We start from the raw sequence: 16,040 nt of genomic DNA on the forward strand, positions 1-16,040 counted from the left end.
ACACCCAAGGTAGGGTGTTAGGGGTTGGCGTCAAAATGCGCGATCATGCCGTCATAGACATGCCTGCGCGTGGCGGGGATTTCCAGCATGACCTCGTGCTCGGCCTCGTCCAGCAGGTGCAGCACGCCATTGGGCCAATCGGCCATACGGGCGGTGATGCGGTCGGCGTCGACAATCGCCTCTCTTCGGCCAAGAAATGTCACCGTCGGCACGTTGGGCGAGGGCAGCTTTGCGATGCGGTTCATCTCGCGCATGGATGCGATCAGCCAATGCAGCGACGGCCCGCCAAGCGCCAGGTCGGGCTGCGCGCGCATTTGGGTTTGCAGCCGTTCCCACATCGTTTTGTCGCGGGTCAGCGTGTTCACTTCAAATTCTTCGCGCAGGACGTAGGTTTCGCGCGATTGCGTGGGCACCATGCGATGACCCTGACCGATCTTTTCAGCCACCCAACCCATGATCCATGAGAACGGACGCAAAATAGCGGGCGTGATCTGGATACCCCACATGGGGGCGGAAAAAGCCGCCGCCTTTACGGGCAGGCCTTCGGACAAAGCACGCAGACCGATGCAGCCGCCCATTGAATGACCGACGAGATAGAACGGCTCTGGCATATGCAGGGCACGCGCATGGGCCAGAAGGGCCGCCACATCGTGCTGGTAATCGGCGAATTTCCCGACGTGACCGATCGCGCGATCTTCCGTCATACGATCCGCGATACCCTGTCCACGCCAGTCGACGGCCACAGTCGCGTATCCGCCCTTGGCGAATTCCAGCGCCGCGTCGCCGTATTTTTCGATGTATTCCGTACGCCCGGGGAACATCAAGACCGTGCCTTTTGCTCCGTCAAGCGGCCAGTGGGCCACGCGGATGCGCAGCCCGTCTGACGTTTTTACCCAATGCGCCGCCCCGCCTTGCGGTCCGAAAGCGATATCCTCAAAGAACGGTGCAGGCGTCATCGGGGTGGTCAACATATCAGGCCAGAACGCCGGACAGTTTCATCGCCTGACCCATATCGCCGTCCACGGACAGTTTGCCTGTCATAAAGGCGGCCGTGGGGTTCTGCTCACCATCTAGGATCGCCTTGAAAGTTTCGGTGCTGGCGGTCAGGGTCACGTCTGCCTCTTCGTCGCCTGCGCGCGCGCCTGCTTCGTCGATCATGATGGCGCCTTCGCCTTCGACAACAAACTTGGCTTTGCCGTCGAAGCCGCCGTCCATTTTGGCGTTCAGTTGTGTGACTGCTTCTGTGATGACGTCGCTCATATCGGGGTATCCTTGGGTCAAGTTTCAGTTAGATGCAGCGCACCTCTGGTGCTGGGCGCGCAAAACGCTACATTCAAGTTATGGGCATCCTGAGACAGCACTTCAATTCTGCCGTTACGGCATTTACGTTGACGTTCGCGTCAACGCTCCCGCTTGCGGCCCAGACAAGCGTGCTTGATGACCTATTTCAAGAGCTTCTGGAGGCGGATGAACAGACCCATTCGCGGATTGCCGACCGTATTTCGGGCCAGTGGGAACGCAGTGGGTCTGCGGCGATTGACCTGCTTTATCGGCGGGGCACCGACGCGCTTGAGGAAAACGAACCGGGCATTGCAGCCGAACATCTGACGGCCGCGCTGGATCATGATCCGACATTTGCCGAAGGGTATCACGCCCGCGCATCGGCTTATTACGCGCTTGGCATGGTTGGGCCTGCGTTGGATGACCTGCGTCAAACGCTTGTGCTTGAGCCGCGGCACTTTGATGCGATGTTCGGCTTTGGTGTGCTACTGGAAGAGCTTGAGCGGTATGAAGATGCCGCCGAGGTATACCGCCGCATCCAGGAGATTTACCCGCTTGATCCCGAAGCCGCAGCCGGGTTGGAGCGTATTTCACTACAGCTTGAGGGTCAGTCGCTCTAATCCGCGTCTGGCCCTGCCACGTCAGGGAACATCATGCAAAATTCCCGGATCACGGCTGTTTTAGGGCCAACGAACACTGGCAAAACGCACTACGCGATTGAACGGATGCTGTCCTATCGGACGGGCGTGATCGGCCTGCCGCTGCGCCTGCTCGCCCGCGAGGTCTATGACCGGATCGTCGCGGTGCGCGGCCCGTCTGTGGTGGCGCTGATTACCGGCGAAGAACGGATCGTGCCGGACCGGGTGCAATACTGGGTCTGCACGGTTGAGGCGATGCCAGAGGGCATGGGTTGCGATTTTCTGGCTGTGGACGAGATACAGCTTTGCGCCGATCCCGAGCGCGGACATGTGTTTACCGACCGCTTGCTGCACGCGCGGGGCCTGCACGAGACGCTGTTCATGGGGGCCGAAACCATGCGGTCTGCCATCGCTTCGTTGGTGCCCAAAGCGCAGTTCGTGCGGCGTGAGCGGATGTCTCAGCTGACCTACGCAGGTTCGAAAAAGCTAAGCCGGATGCCCGGACGGGCGGCGATTGTCGGGTTTTCGGTTGAAAATTGCTATGCCATTGCGGAATTGCTACGCCGGACAAAAGGCGGCGCGGCTGTCGTGATGGGCGCGCTTTCGCCCCGCACGCGCAACGCGCAGGTCGAGATGTATCAGAACGGCGAGGTCGATTATCTGGTGGCGACGGATGCCATCGGGATGGGGCTCAATCTCGACATTAACCACGTTGCTTTCTCCGCCCTGTCTAAGTTCGACGGCCAGCGGATGCGACCGCTCCATGCCGAAGAGCTTGCCCAGATCGCAGGCCGTGCTGGTCGGCACATGAATAACGGTAGTTTTGGCGTGACGGGCGAGGCGCCGCCGCTGGAAGACGAGACGATCCACGCGATTGAGAACCACCAGTTCCGGCCCGTGGGTAAGCTGATGTGGCGCAATTCAGACCTGCAATTCGGGTCGGCCAAGCGGTTGATCCAGTGTTTGGAAGAACGCACGAATGACATGCTGCTGACACGCGTGCGCGAGAGCGACGATCTGGCGGCACTCAAGGCGCTGGCGTCGGATGAGCTGATCGCGGCGCGGGCGCGTGATGGGCCATCTGTACGGCTGTTGTGGGATGTCTGCCGTATCCCCGACTTTCGTGGTATAAGCCGTGGCGAACACGCGGGCCTGCTGACGCGCATTTACACCGATCTGCATCAGGACGGTGTGGTTGACGAAAACTGGTTTGCGCTGCAAATCGCGCGGATTGATCGCCACGACGGTGATATTGATACGTTATCCAAACGGTTGGCGTATATCCGCACATGGACCTACGTGGCACAGCGCAAAGGCTGGCTGCGTGACGAAAGCCATTGGCGCGACCAGACAAGGGCGGTAGAAGACCGCCTATCAGACGCGCTACATGGCGCATTGACGCAAAGATTTGTGGACCGGCGGACAAGCGTTTTGCTTCGCCGGCTCAACCAAAAGGAAAAGCTGTTGGCTGACGTAAACGAACAAGGCGAAGTGACCGTAGAGGGTGAATTCGTGGGCAAACTGGAAGGGTTCCGCTTTCGCATGGACAAAACCGGAAGCCCTGATGAGGCGAAAACCCTGCGGCAGGCCTCTGTCGCGGCACTGGTCCCGCATTGGCACCTGATGGCCGACCGATTTTACAACGCGCCAGACCCCGAACTGGATTTCACCGAACAGGGCGGCCTGATGTGGGGCGACCACGCGGTTGGCAAACTGGTGGCGGGCAGTGACCCGATGAAACCTACCGTCCAGCCGTTTGTGGACGAAGAGGCAGGATCGGACGTGGCGGAGAAGGTGCAGCGCCGCTTGCAGCATTTCATTGACCGCAAGATCGCCGCCGGGTTCGAGCCGCTGTTGAAGTTGCAAGGCGACGAGACGCTGGAAGGTATTGCCAAAGGCTTTGCTTACCGCATGGTCGAAGGCTTTGGCATTGTGCCGCGCGGTGAGGTGGCTGATGAGGTGAAAGCGCTGGATCAGGACGCCCGTGGCGCGCTGCGCAAGCACGGTATCCGCTTTGGCCAGTTCACGATCTTTATGCCGCTCCTGCTGAAGCCCGCGCCGACGCGCCTGCGACTGGTGCTTTGGTCGCTGGCGAAGAACTTGCAGGAATTCCCTGAAAGCCCGCCTCCCGGCATGGTCACTGTGCCCGCCGCCAAAGGCGTGCCGCCAGGATATTATGCGATGGCCGGCTACCGCGCTGCGGGCGAACGGGCGATCCGGATTGATATGCTGGAGCGTTTGGCCGACATGCTGCGCGACAAGGACAGCCGCGGCGGCTTTGAAGCGAACCCCGACATGCTGTCGATCACAGGCATGACGCTTGAGCAGTTTGCTGACCTGATGGTTGGTCTTGGATACAAGGCTGACAAAGGGGAGCGTGCAAAAGTGAAAGCCGCAGTTCTGGAGAAACCCGAAGAGAAACCGCAAGAGGTGCCTGTGGAAGAGCCGCAGGAAGCGCCTCCCGCACCGCCAACCGACTTGCCACCAGCTGATCCGCCAGCAGAAGTGCCAAACGAAACCCCGACTGATCTGCCACCTGTTGAGTTGCCACCCGAGGTGCCGCAGGCGGACGCCGAGCAGGAGGTATTCTATACCTTCACATGGGGTGGCCGTGCCCAGCGTCAGGCGCCGCGTGGTGAGCGTCCGCAAGGTGGCAAGCCCAAGGGCAAAGGCAAGCCACCGCGTGGCAAAGGGCAGGGTAGCAACAAACCCGAGCGGTTCCAGGCCAAGCCGAAGAAAGAAAAGCAGATCGATCCTGACAATCCCTTTGCGGCTGCACTGATGGGGCTAAAGAAGGATTGACCGAAACGCCCCGCGACACCATCCGCATTGATAAATGGTTGTGGCACGCGCGGTTTTTCAAATCGCGCAGCCTTGCCGCGGGTGTTGTCTCGGCGGGTAAGGTGCGGGTGGATGGCAATCCCGTCAGCAAACCGTCCCGCGCGGTCGGGGCGGGTGATGTGCTGACATTTGTCAAAGAGACCGAAACACGGGTTGTGAAAATCGCAGCCTGCGGTGTGCGCCGTGGACCGGCACCCGAGGCGCAGGCGCTTTACGAAGATATGACGCCCGCCAAACCCGCGCCAAAGGTTGGCGATGCGCAGGCCAAAAACCTTGAATATGACGGCAAGGGGCGACCGACCAAACGTGATCGCAGACACTTGATGTCGCAGCGGGGCGGACGCGGGGCGTTTGACCTTGAATGACCGACCGGTCTGGCCTAGCAAGGCGCGCGACTAGATACGGATACCGCCCCCATGACTTACATCGTCAACGACAACTGCATTGCCTGCAAATACACCGACTGTGTTGAGGTGTGCCCCGTGGATTGCTTCTATGAGGGTGAGAATATGCTGGTGATCCACCCTGACGAATGCATCGACTGTGGTGTGTGCGAGCCTGAATGCCCTGCGGATGCGATCCGTCCCGACACCGAGCCGGATATGGAAAAGTGGGTTGAGTTCAACCGCAAGTATTCCGAGATGTGGCCGGTCATCATCACCAAGAAAGACCCGCTGCCCAATGCCGAAGAAATGGACGGCAAAGAGGGCAAGATGGAGCTCTTCTCTGAGGCCGCTGGCGAGGGCGGTTGATTCGGGCTTACCGAATTGCGCTAAGTTACTGATCCCATTGAGTTTTGCATTGCTGCACTGCGGCGCTTTCGCAAGGGTCGTTTTTGTGCTATGATGGCTCCAATGTTGCTGACGATCTGAACAGTTCTAATACGAAATGCCGCCCGACGGAACTATCCGTGCGGGCGTTCTGCTGTGCAGATCGCAAGACACGCGCTGATAGGTCCAATGTGGGCCGGAAAAGGATACCATGAGCAAGAAGAAGCTGGACTTTAGCCCGAACGAATACGTCGTCTACCCCGCACACGGGGTCGGCCAGATCACGTCTGTTGAAAAGCAGGAAGTCGCCGGTATCGAACTGGAGCTTTTCGTGATTGCGTTCGAAAAGGACAAAATGACCCTGCGGGTGCCGACGCACAAGGCGACGGACGTAGGCATGCGTGCGCTGGCCACGCCTGATGTTGTTGCCCACGCGATGAAAACGCTGCGCGGTAAAGCCAAGGTGAAAAAGGCCATGTGGTCGCGCCGTGCGCAGGAATACGAGCAAAAGATCAACTCCGGTGATCTGATTGCCATTGCCGAGGTCGTGCGCGATTTGCACCGTCAGGATGACCAGCGCGAACAAAGCTATTCCGAGCGTCAGCTTTACGAGGCCGCTCTTGAGCGTCTGACACGCGAGATCGCTGCTGTGGCTGGCCACGACGAAGTCGCCGCAGCCCAAGAGATTGATAGCGTCCTTGTTGGTCGCGCTGCCTGATCCTTACGTTTGACCGAATTGAAAAAGCCCCGTTGTCCGTGCCGGACAGCGGGGCTTTTGCGTGATGTTTTGATTTTCGATCCCGAAAATCGGATTGGCGGATCGTCGCATTTGGTAAGATAGCTGGATAGTGCGGGAGCCTCCGGCGGAAGTATTTTTATCCAAAAGAAGCGGGGGCGCGTCCTAATCAGAAAGCGCGCGCCACCCGATATCCGTGCGATAAAAACCTCCGGGCCAATCGATCTGGTTAATGGATGCATAAGCGCTGTCGCGTGCCGCTTGCAGTGTTTCGGCGCGCGCCGTGACTGCCAGAACCCGTCCGCCAGTTGCCACGACGCTGCCATCGCGCTGGGCCGTGCCTGCGTGAAACGTCATGTTGCGGCTATCTTCGGGCAAGGTGTCGAGGCCGCGGATCTGGGAGCCTTTGGCGTAGTCACCGGGGTAGCCATTGGCCGCGTAAACCACCGTCAGGGCATGATCATCGGCCCATGCGACTTGTTGGTCGGCAAGGCGATGTTCGGCGCAGGCTTGCAGCAAATCAAGCACCTGCCCGCCAAGGCGCATCATCAGGCATTGGCATTCAGGGTCGCCAAAGCGGACGTTGTATTCCACTAGACGTGGCTGCCCGTCCTTGATCATGAAGCCCGCAAAAAGCACGCCTTCAAACGGTGTGCCGCGCTTGGCCATTTCGGCCATCGTCGGTGCGATGATCTCGTCCATCGCCTTTTGTGTGACAGCGTCTGTCATCACGGGCGCGGGGGAATAGGCGCCCATGCCGCCCGTATTTGGGCCAGTGTCGCCGTTGCCGACGCGCTTATGGTCTTGTGCGGTGCCAACGGGCAGCAAGGTGGTGCCGTCTGACAGGATAAAAAATGAGGCCTCTTCACCGTCCATGAACTCTTCGATCACCACTTCCGCGTTGGAATCGCTGAACAGATCGGTAAGGGCGGCTTCGGCTTCGGGCAGGGTCATCGCGACGGTCACGCCTTTGCCTGCTGCCAACCCGTCCGCCTTGATCACGATCGGTGCGCCCTGCGCGCGCGTATAGTCCAGCGCGGCATTCAGTTCTGCGAAATGCGCATAAGCGGCAGTCGGTGCGCCTGCGGCGGTGCAGATATCTTTGGTAAAGGCCTTGGAGGCTTCCAATTGGGCTGCCGCCTGACTTGGTCCGAAAGTCAGGATACCGCCTGCGCGCAGCGTGTCGGCCACGCCTGCGGCCAGTGGTGCCTCTGGCCCGATCACAACAAGATCAATCGCGTGATCCGTGGCAAAGGCCGTTACGGCATCGCCATCGCAGATATCAAGGTTGGCACATTCGGCCAGATCGGCAAGGCCGGCATTGCCCGGCGCTACAATCAGGCGGTCGCATTTCGGGTTCTGCTTGATCGCCCACGCAAGGCTGTGTTCACGTCCGCCGCTGCCCAGAATAAGGATATTCATCTGCCGTTCCCCGTTGGCCTTTGTTGGCTTGCGTTCTAGGATGTGCGCAGAGCAGCGACAAGGGGCTGGCATGGACCTATTTGACGACGGACCTGACGCGGCAGGCGCGGGAAACGCGCCGGAGTTTTCCGTATCAGAGATTTCCGGTGCGGTGAAAAAGGCCGTGGAGGCCGGATTCTCGCACGTGCGCGTGCGTGGCGAGGTCGGGCGCGTATCGCGTCCACGTTCCGGTCACCTGTATCTGGACCTTAAGGATGATCGCGCTGTGCTTGCCGGTATCATCTGGAAGGGCCGTGCGGTCGCTTTGGCGCACCAGCCGGAAGAAGGGATGGAGGTCATTGCCACGGGCAAGCTGACCACGTTCCCCGGTCAGTCGAAATACCAGATGGTGATCGAAGATATCGCACCCGCAGGGGCTGGTGCGCTTATGGCGATGCTGGAAAAGCGCAAGAAGGCGCTGGAGGCTGAAGGGCTTTTCGCAGCTGAGCGAAAGAAGGCGCTGCCTTATCTTCCGGAAGTCATTGGCGTTGTGACATCGCCCTCGGGGGCGGTGATCCGTGATATCCTGCACCGGTTGCGGGATCGTTTTCCGCGCAAGGTGCTTGTGTGGCCTGTGGCGGTTCAAGGTCAGAAAGCAGCACCTGAGGTGGCTGCCGCGATCAACGGCTTTAACGCGATGACACCGGGCGGGGCGTTACCGCGCCCTGACTTGCTGATTGTCGCCCGTGGCGGTGGATCGCTGGAAGATCTTTGGGGCTTTAACGAGGAAAGCGTGGCGCGCGCAGCGGCGGCCTCGCAAATTCCACTGATCTCGGCTGTGGGGCATGAAACTGACACTACGCTGATCGATTTTGTGTCTGACAGGCGCGCCCCGACGCCAACTGCGGCAGCGGAATTGGCGGTGCCTGTGCGGCTTGATCTCTTGAACTGGGTTGAACAGCAGGGCGGGCGGCTGACGCGGGCGCTAACAACAGGCGTCGGTCAGCGCCAGCAGCGGCTGCGCGATCTTGCCCGTGCCTTGCCGCAGCGCGAGTCCCTCTTGGACGGGCCTGCGCAACGGCTCGACTATCTGAGCGAGCGATTACCAGCAGGGCTGCGGGCGTCTGCTGCGAAAAAGCGGGTGCATCTGGCGGACGTTGCAGGGGGTTTGCGACCGCAAGTCCTGACCCGCATGATTGGTGAGGAGAGACGGCGGGTCTCTGCGCTGGCTGACAGATTGGCTCCGGCGTTGGATCGGCGCATAGCGCAGTCGCGTGATGCCTTAGGCCGCCAGACCCTGCGCGCGCCCGACACGCTGCGCGCTGCTGAACGGCTGGACACGGTCCTGCAACGGCTTGCGTCGCGGGCGCGTCAGTTACAGGCGGAGCGGGTGGCGAAGCTGGATGCGCTGTCACGGCTGCGCGAGACGTTGGGATATCGCGAAACGCTCAAACGCGGGTATGCGGTTGTGCGTGGCGATGGTGCTGTGGTGACAACGGCTGAAGGCGTGAAAGCGGCCAGTACGGTCGAGATTGAATTTGCCGATGCGCGGGTTGTCGTGGACAGCGATCCGCAGGGGCGATTGTTCTAACGCGGCCTTTTCATAAGGGTGGCACGCTAGGACGCCAGATTATTGCAGACCAGCGGTTTCGCATCCTCGACCTTTTCAAAGATGATGCTTGTGTCAGGGCGTGTGGTGAAAACGGCGCGTAACCCGTCAGTCTCTTTGTAGATTTCCCAGCATTTGGGTTCAGGGTCGTTTTCGTAGACAAAGCAGATGTCACGCCCCTGATCGTACCAAACGCCAGTTGTGCATTCACCGGGGATGGTGGACCACAGAACGCGACGGTCAGAAAGATACATTTCAGTGCCGAAATTCGGCGTCGTCGGGGTGCTGAAGGTCAGCGTGCGGCCCGCTGTATAGGCCTCGAATGCATCGCCCGTCATCGGGCTTTCTGCCACGGCGGGAGAGGCGGCAAGGGCAAGGGCAAGGATCATTCGCATAGCGTAATGATAGCGCGGCCGTCGCAAAGTGAAAGTCAGGCAGGTCGCCAAACGCGCGCGCGATCATCCATCACTTTGCGCCACAAGCGGGGATGCAGTGCGATGCAGGCCATGACGGGCAATGATCGCGGAAGCATCGGGCTGTCTTCTGGCAAATCCAATGACGCATATGGGCGTGACGGATGCGCATGATGTGCCGCATGTCGTGGCGCGTTCAGCATCAGAGCGGAGGAAAACCAGTGCGGGCTGTTCCAGCTATGACGGTCGCCTACGGGCTCGGGCCGTCCATCCTCACGCACGGCGCGGGACAGGCCGTAGTGCTGCACATAATCCGACATCAGCAGTTGAAACTGCGCAAATCCCACAAGGCAAATGTAAACAAAAACGCCTTTGCCACCTGCAAGGACGTAGGCCCACAGCACAAAACCGGCAGCGCCCGCGATATATAGCCAGTATGGATTGCGCCACGCAGGGCGATTGATTTTGGCCAACCGCGAAGCCTCTGCCTTGTAGCCGGACACAAAAGACCCACGCCAAGCCCGTATCACATACCGATAAAGGCTCTCGCCGATGCGCGACGTGCTGGGATCATCGCGGGTCGCGACAAGCCGGTGATGGACAAGGACATGCGCCGATGTGTGGTGTCCGAACAGCATGGAAATATAGATCCACATGCCAAGCCGGTGCAGCGCACGGCTGCCGCGATGGATTAGCTCATGAGCGTTGGAATTGCTGACCTGTCCAAAAAACAGACCCGCCGCGAAAAACAGCGGCAGCTTTTCCCACAGCGCCAGCGTGTCGCCCGCCAGTGTTGTCACCACAACCAGTAGCAGCACAAAATGGCCGATCCCCAAAGCCACAAGCAACGCATCGGCGGCTGGGAATTCACTTTCGGATGTGGGTGGGCTGACACGGCGCACCAGCTCATCAAGGCTACCAGTCAGAACGGTCAGAAAGACAAGCGCGGCCAGCACCCACCATCCCCCTTGCAACGCGGCAAGCGTGAGAAGCGCCAGAGGCATCAGGGTGGCAAAACCAAACAGGATCATAGGACGACTTAGCATGGAATGCCTTTAGCACAGGTAAATGGCTCCGTCAGGCACGCGCACCTGCGACACAGTGTTTCGTGCCAATGCTGTTTCGTATCGGAGACAGGCGGCACCGCTCGCTTGCGTGTCTGATCGCTTTGATGTCGCTTTTGCGTGTCGCAGCAGGCGCAAGTCGCGGTAGAACACGCGCAAGTTTACGACGAAGGGGACCGTTATGGCGCTTGACGACAAACAGGGCGTTTGGAAATCCGGTAAGGGTAAGGGCCGTCATACGCCAAAAGGGCGCCAGCTTGACGATCAGGCGTGGGACGAGGTCAGGGCGCTGTTGGGCACAGGTCCCTATCGCCGTGATATGCTGATCGAGTATCTGCACCTGATTCAGGATAAATACGGCTGCTTGTCTGCCGCGCATCTGCGTGCCCTGGCCGAGGAATTGCGGATCGGGCAGGCGGAAGTTTACGAAGTTGCCACGTTCTATGCCCACTTTGATGTCGTGAAAGAAGGCGAGACACCGCCGCCTGCGCTGACGATCCGTGTTTGTGATTCCCTGTCGTGCGAACTGGCGGGTGCGCAGGCGCTGCAAAAGGCGTTGGAAGACGGGCTGGATGCGGACAAGGTGCGCGTTGTGCGTGCGCCTTGCATGGGGCGTTGTGATACCGCACCTGTGTTGGAATTGGGCCACAACCATATTGATCACGCCAATCTGTCCAAGGTCGAGGCGGCGATTGCGGCAGGCGACACCCACGCCCATGTGCCCGAATATCAGACCTATGCGGCCTATGTGGCTGATGGTGGCTATGGCGAACTGAAAGCCCTGCGCGATGGCGGCGATTGGGAGGCAGTGCAGGACAAGGTGCTAGCGTCCGGTCTGCGTGGTCTTGGCGGCGCGGGTTTTCCATCTGGCAAGAAATGGGGCTTTGTGCGTGCTAATGCCGGCACGCGCTATCTGGCCGTCAACGGCGACGAGGGGGAGCCGGGCACGTTCAAAGATCGCTACTACCTTGAGCGCACGCCGCACCTGTTTCTGGAAGGCATGCTGATCGCCGCTTGGGCGGTCGAGGCCGAAACATGCTTTATCTACATGCGCGACGAATACCCTGCTGTACTTGATATTTTGGCGCGCGAGATTGCGGCGCTGGAAGAGGCCGGTATCGTCGACAAAGGCTATATCGATCTGCGGCGCGGGGCGGGGGCCTATATCTGCGGCGAGGAATCCGCGATGATCGAAAGTATCGAAGGCAAGCGTGGCATCCCGCGTCACCGCCCGCCTTTTGTGGCGCAGGTCGGGATATTCGGCAAACCGACGCTGGTGCACAATGTGGAAACGCTGTTGTGGGTCGCGCGGGTGTGTCGTGAAGGGCCGGAGATTTTGAACGGCGTTGAAAAGAACGGGCGCAAGGGGCTGCGGTCCTATTCTGTGTCAGGACGCGTGGCGTCACCGGGTGTTTACCTTTTGCCCGCCGGATCGACGATCATGGATGTGATTGCGGCTGCCGGCGGCATGGCCGAGGGGCAGACGTTCAAGGCGTATCAACCGGGTGGGCCATCATCCGGCCTGCTTCCCGCGACGATGAACGACATCCCGCTGGATTTTGACACTTTGCAACCGCACGGCAGTTTCATCGGATCGGCCGCAGTAGTCGTGTTGTCCGAGCAGGATAAGGCCCGCGATGCCGCTCTGAATATGTTGCGGTTTTTTGAAGACGAAAGCTGCGGGCAATGCACACCGTGCCGCGTTGGGTGTGAAAAGGCAGTGAAGTTGATGCAGGCGGATGCATGGGATCAGGACCTGCTGCGCGATCTGTCAACGGCGATGGTGGATGCCAGCATTTGCGGTCTGGGGCAGGCGGCTCCCAACCCGATCAAAATGGTGATGACGCACTTTAGCGACGAAATCAGCTAGAAGCGGCTGCTTCCCCGAACGGTTTGAGGGCGTCATTGCGGTGACGCCCTCTTTTGTTTGGGGCGTGGGCGTATTAGGTCTTGGTCAAGACCACGTCCAAAGGGAAATCCATGTCCTTCTTCAAGAAACTCAAAGACAAAATGTTCCGTTCGTCCTCCAAGATTGACGAGGGACTGGACGCGATTGTCAGTGATGGTGGCGAGGAAGAGGAAGTGTCTGTCGAAGAGCTTGTCACGGCGGAACCCGTGGCGGAGAGCATTCCAGAGCCAGAGCCAGAGCCAGAGCCAGAGCCAGAGCCAGAGCCAGAGCCAGAGCCAGAGCCAGAGCCAGAGCCTGAGCCTGTTGCCGACGTACAAGCAACATCACCACCCAAAAATGAAACTGTTGCGGGGGATACGCCGGATGCGTCGCCAGACGTCGAACATGACGGTGCTGCGGCTGCGGTGCCGGTCAACGACATCATCGACGAAATTGTGGAGGAACCGGTATCGGATGATATGAGCACAGCCGTTGAAGCGGCGGTTGACCTCAGCAACGGGCTGAATGCAATTTCACCCGAACCCGAACCCGAACCCGAACCCGAACCCGAACCCGAACCCGAACCCGAACCCGAACCCGAACCCGAACGGGCGTTCACGCCGTCGGTTGAGTTGCCGCAGACTATCTCTCCCGTGGCCCCCGCGCTTGCGGAAACGGTTGAGGACGCGCCAGCGGCGAAAAAGGGTATCCTCGGACGGTTCTTTGGCGGGAAAGAGCAGAAAACAGTCGTCCGACGCACGCTTGACGACGACATGCTGGAACAGCTGGAAGAGCTTTTGATCAGCGCCGATATGGGTGTCGACACGGCCTTGCGCGTGACTGCGAACATGGCAGAGGGCCGCATCGGCAAAAAGCTGTCGGTGGCCGAAATCAAGGCCCTTATGGCCGCCGAAGTGACACGCATCATGGACCCTGTGGCGCGGCCCATGCCGCTTTACGCGCACAAGCCTCAGGTGGTGTTGGTGGTCGGGGTCAATGGCTCTGGCAAGACGACGACCATCGGTAAGCTGGCCAGCCAGTTCAAGGCCGCTGGCAAGAAGGTGGTCATTGCTGCAGGCGACACGTTCCGCGCTGCTGCTGTCGAACAACTTCAGGTTTGGGGTGATCGCGCAGGTGTGCCTGTCCTGACCGCGCCGGAAGGGTCGGACCCTGCCAGCCTCGCGTTTGACGCGATGGGCAAGGCGCAAGCAGATGGTGCTGATCTGCTGATGATCGATACCGCCGGACGGTTGCAAAACCGCGCAGACCTGATGGAAGAACTGTCTAAAATCGTGCGCGTGATCCGCAAGAAAGACCCTGACGCGCCGCACAACACGCTGCTGGTGCTGGATGCCACAACGGGCCAGAACGCGGTGCAGCAGGTGAAAGTGTTTCAGGAATTGGCGGACGTTTCCGGCCTTGTGATGACCAAGCTGGACGGCACCGCAAAAGGCGGCGTGCTGGTCGCATTGGCGGACAAGTTTGGCCTGCCGATCCACGCGATTGGCGTGGGCGAGCAGATCGATGATCTTGCCCCGTTTGACCCCGAGGATTTCGCCGCAGCCCTTGTAGGAACCGAAACGCGATGATCCTCAGCCGGTCCCTTCGGATTGCGATGGTGGCGGCCCTGTGGCCCGCCAATGCATTCGCCTACGAAGTGGCCAGCGGCGCGGAATGCCGCGCGATGTGGCAGGCATTTGTCGACATCGTGCCCATCGCATTTGATGACGACGATAATCCCCGCGATGTGCCCGTGACGGCAACTGACGACGGGTGGTGCCGGATTTCGGGTGCCGCGCCAGAGCTACAGAACGCCCAGTTTGATACGTTTGATTTTCGCGCGGACGGGATCAACCGTCTAATTGTCGACGGCCTGCCGCCCCGCGCGGTTGGGTTGCGATTTTCGGACTTCTTGACCGAAGGGCCGGAACCGCGCGCGGTTGATACGGTCAACATCACACTGAGCCACGATCAGGCGAGCCGCACACTCCTGCTTGAAAACTTTGAAATGCTGGCGCCCGATGGAAACCGCCTTCAGCTGACAGCGGTATTCAACCATCTGGACCTGAGCAATCGCGGCACCATGATGATGAGCCTTGGCGGCATCAGCCTGTCGCAGATGGCCGGTGTGATGGATGTGGTCGGCGGTGATGATCTGTTCGAGGCGCGGCGCAAACCGCGTGCGGACCAAGAGATGTTTCTGCAAGCTCTCCCGTCGCTGCCAGAGTCTATCGCTGATGATGACAGCAAGGCAGCACTGCGTGCTTTTCTGGCCGCCGACACACCCGATGGCACCCTGACGTTCAGCCTGCTGAGCGCGCGGGGGATCGGCTTCCTGCAATCGATGACCGGCAGTTTTGTGAACCGCGTGGATACACCCGAGGGTGTCGCCCGCGCGCTGGAGCTGATGCTGGATGGGGCGACAGTCCGGTTTGCGTGGGAACCGGCCCTGACGATCGAACATTAATGGATACGCTCGGCGCGTGGCTGGTCAGTATCGCGAATACGCCAGACGGCGCACGATTGGCCACGGCACTGGCGCTGATGTCGGCCGTGGCGCACGCGGCGTTTGGCGCATTGCAAAAGGGGCGGCACGATCCGTGGCTGACCCGCGGCGCGATTGACGGCTGGCTGGTCGTTATCTCGGCGCCCGTGGCGCTGTTCGTGGTGCCGTGGCCCACGGCGACGACGTTCTGGTTTGTGGCCGGTGCCTTGGTCATCCATTTTGCCTATAAACTGACGATGGCGCTGGCGTATGAAAGGGCGGCCTACACGGTGGTCTATCCCGTGGTGCGCGGCACAGGGCCTTTGGTCACGGTGCTTGCGGCCAGTCTGATCTTTCAGGAACACTTCACACTGATGCAATGGTTTGGCGTGGCGTGCTTGTCGGGGGGGATTCTGCTGCTTGCACTGCGTAACCTGTCAGAGGAAACGCTGGACCCGCACGCATTGCGGGTCGGCCTGATGTGGGCCGTGGCGGGTGGCGTCATGGTTGCAATTTATACAACCTTTGACGCCTATGCTATCAGGCAGTCGCTGAACCCGTTTACGTTTCTGGCGTGGTTCTTCTTTATCACATCGCTGGATTTCCCGATCCTTGCCGCGTGGCGTTACCGCCGGATGATCGATCCCCCCACCTTGCGCCCGTTGATGTGGCGTGGGCTGTTGGGGGCTTTTATCGCGTGGTTCAGCTTTGGCGGCGTGATGATGGCCACACGGCTTGATAAGGTTGGCGAGGCGGCAGTCCTGCGAGAGACATCCACCGTTTTTGCCGCCCTGATCGGTTGGTTTATCCTGGGCGAAAAGGTCGGCCCGCGCAGGCTGGCTTTGATGGCGCTGGTCGCGGCTGGCGCGGTGATCGTGGAAATTGGCGGATAGCGTGCTTATGTCGTGACGTGA

At 60.0% G+C, this 16,040-nt stretch carries 15 protein-coding genes; 10 read left to right on the forward strand and 5 right to left on the reverse strand.

Annotation, left to right across the window (positions count from 1 at the left end; genetic code table 11):
* Nucleotides 1-17: 17 nt before the first annotated feature.
* Both V8J84_RS07835 and V8J84_RS07840 read right to left on the reverse strand, forming a co-directional pair.
* Nucleotides 18-971 carry an alpha/beta hydrolase gene (locus V8J84_RS07835; RefSeq protein ID WP_339929787.1) on the reverse strand — a complete coding sequence of 318 codons (954 nt, stop codon included), beginning with the start codon at nucleotides 969-971 and terminating at the stop codon, nucleotides 18-20.
* Nucleotide 972: 1 nt separating this feature from the next.
* Nucleotides 973-1,260, reverse strand: a complete 288-nt coding sequence (locus V8J84_RS07840; protein ID WP_339929789.1) for an SCP2 sterol-binding domain-containing protein — start codon at nucleotides 1,258-1,260, stop codon at nucleotides 973-975.
* A gap of 170 nt (nucleotides 1,261-1,430) precedes the next feature.
* On the opposite strand from V8J84_RS07840, the gene V8J84_RS07845 reads away from it, so the two are divergent.
* From V8J84_RS07845 to V8J84_RS07865, 5 genes are all read left to right on the forward strand, one after another.
* Nucleotides 1,431-1,901, forward strand: coding sequence for a tetratricopeptide repeat protein (locus tag V8J84_RS07845; RefSeq protein ID WP_339929791.1), 471 nt, complete (start codon nucleotides 1,431-1,433; stop codon nucleotides 1,899-1,901).
* A gap of 33 nt (nucleotides 1,902-1,934) precedes the next feature.
* The gene (locus V8J84_RS07850; protein ID WP_339929792.1) at nucleotides 1,935-4,721 is read left to right on the forward strand and encodes a helicase-related protein; all 2,787 of its coding nucleotides are present in this window, start codon (nucleotides 1,935-1,937) and stop codon (nucleotides 4,719-4,721) included.
* Entirely contained in the window at nucleotides 4,718-5,125 is a 408-nt protein-coding gene (locus V8J84_RS07855; RefSeq protein ID WP_339929793.1) for an RNA-binding S4 domain-containing protein, read from the forward strand. Before V8J84_RS07850 ends, V8J84_RS07855 begins: the two co-directional genes overlap by 4 nt.
* 51 nt (nucleotides 5,126-5,176) lie before the next feature.
* A complete protein-coding gene (gene fdxA / locus V8J84_RS07860) occupies nucleotides 5,177-5,512 on the forward strand; it encodes a ferredoxin FdxA (RefSeq protein ID WP_055294642.1) in 336 nt (111 codons plus the stop codon).
* A 229-nt stretch (nucleotides 5,513-5,741) separates the two neighbouring features.
* The gene (locus V8J84_RS07865; protein WP_339929794.1) at nucleotides 5,742-6,248 is read left to right on the forward strand and encodes a CarD family transcriptional regulator; all 507 of its coding nucleotides are present in this window, start codon (nucleotides 5,742-5,744) and stop codon (nucleotides 6,246-6,248) included.
* A gap of 183 nt (nucleotides 6,249-6,431) precedes the next feature.
* Here the strand turns inward: V8J84_RS07865 and purD are convergent, their stop codons facing one another.
* Entirely contained in the window at nucleotides 6,432-7,688 is a 1,257-nt protein-coding gene (gene purD, locus V8J84_RS07870) for a phosphoribosylamine--glycine ligase (RefSeq protein ID WP_339929795.1), read from the reverse strand.
* Nucleotides 7,689-7,758: 70 nt separating this feature from the next.
* Between purD and xseA the strand changes: the two genes are divergently transcribed.
* Nucleotides 7,759-9,258: an exodeoxyribonuclease VII large subunit gene (gene xseA / locus V8J84_RS07875; protein WP_339929796.1), complete on the forward strand. Its 1,500-nt coding sequence runs from the start codon at nucleotides 7,759-7,761 to the stop codon at nucleotides 9,256-9,258.
* 26 nt (nucleotides 9,259-9,284) lie between these two features.
* On the opposite strand, the gene V8J84_RS07880 is transcribed toward xseA, so the two are convergent.
* On the reverse strand, nucleotides 9,285-9,665 hold the full coding sequence (locus V8J84_RS07880; protein WP_339929797.1) for a hypothetical protein: 381 nt from the start codon (nucleotides 9,663-9,665) through the stop codon (nucleotides 9,285-9,287).
* 41 nt (nucleotides 9,666-9,706) lie between these two features.
* Nucleotides 9,707-10,735 carry an alkane 1-monooxygenase gene (locus V8J84_RS07885; protein ID WP_339929799.1) on the reverse strand — a complete coding sequence of 343 codons (1,029 nt, stop codon included), beginning with the start codon at nucleotides 10,733-10,735 and terminating at the stop codon, nucleotides 9,707-9,709.
* A gap of 199 nt (nucleotides 10,736-10,934) precedes the next feature.
* On the opposite strand from V8J84_RS07885, the gene V8J84_RS07890 reads away from it, so the two are divergent.
* From V8J84_RS07890 to V8J84_RS07905, 4 genes are all read left to right on the forward strand, one after another.
* On the forward strand, nucleotides 10,935-12,623 hold the full coding sequence (locus V8J84_RS07890; protein ID WP_339929801.1) for an NAD(P)H-dependent oxidoreductase subunit E: 1,689 nt from the start codon (nucleotides 10,935-10,937) through the stop codon (nucleotides 12,621-12,623).
* Nucleotides 12,624-12,733: 110 nt separating this feature from the next.
* Nucleotides 12,734-14,230, forward strand: coding sequence for a signal recognition particle-docking protein FtsY (gene ftsY, locus V8J84_RS07895; protein ID WP_339929803.1), 1,497 nt, complete (start codon nucleotides 12,734-12,736; stop codon nucleotides 14,228-14,230).
* The gene (locus tag V8J84_RS07900; RefSeq protein WP_339929805.1) at nucleotides 14,227-15,108 is read left to right on the forward strand and encodes a hypothetical protein; all 882 of its coding nucleotides are present in this window, start codon (nucleotides 14,227-14,229) and stop codon (nucleotides 15,106-15,108) included. The genes ftsY and V8J84_RS07900 overlap by 4 nt, the downstream gene beginning before the upstream one ends.
* Nucleotides 15,108-16,019: a DMT family transporter gene (locus V8J84_RS07905; protein ID WP_339929807.1), complete on the forward strand. Its 912-nt coding sequence runs from the start codon at nucleotides 15,108-15,110 to the stop codon at nucleotides 16,017-16,019. Before V8J84_RS07900 ends, V8J84_RS07905 begins: the two co-directional genes overlap by 1 nt.
* Nucleotides 16,020-16,040: the final 21 nt, after the last annotated feature.

The sequence above is a fragment of the Yoonia sp. 208BN28-4 genome, assembly GCF_037543925.1.
GTDB lineage: Bacteria > Pseudomonadota > Alphaproteobacteria > Rhodobacterales > Rhodobacteraceae > Yoonia.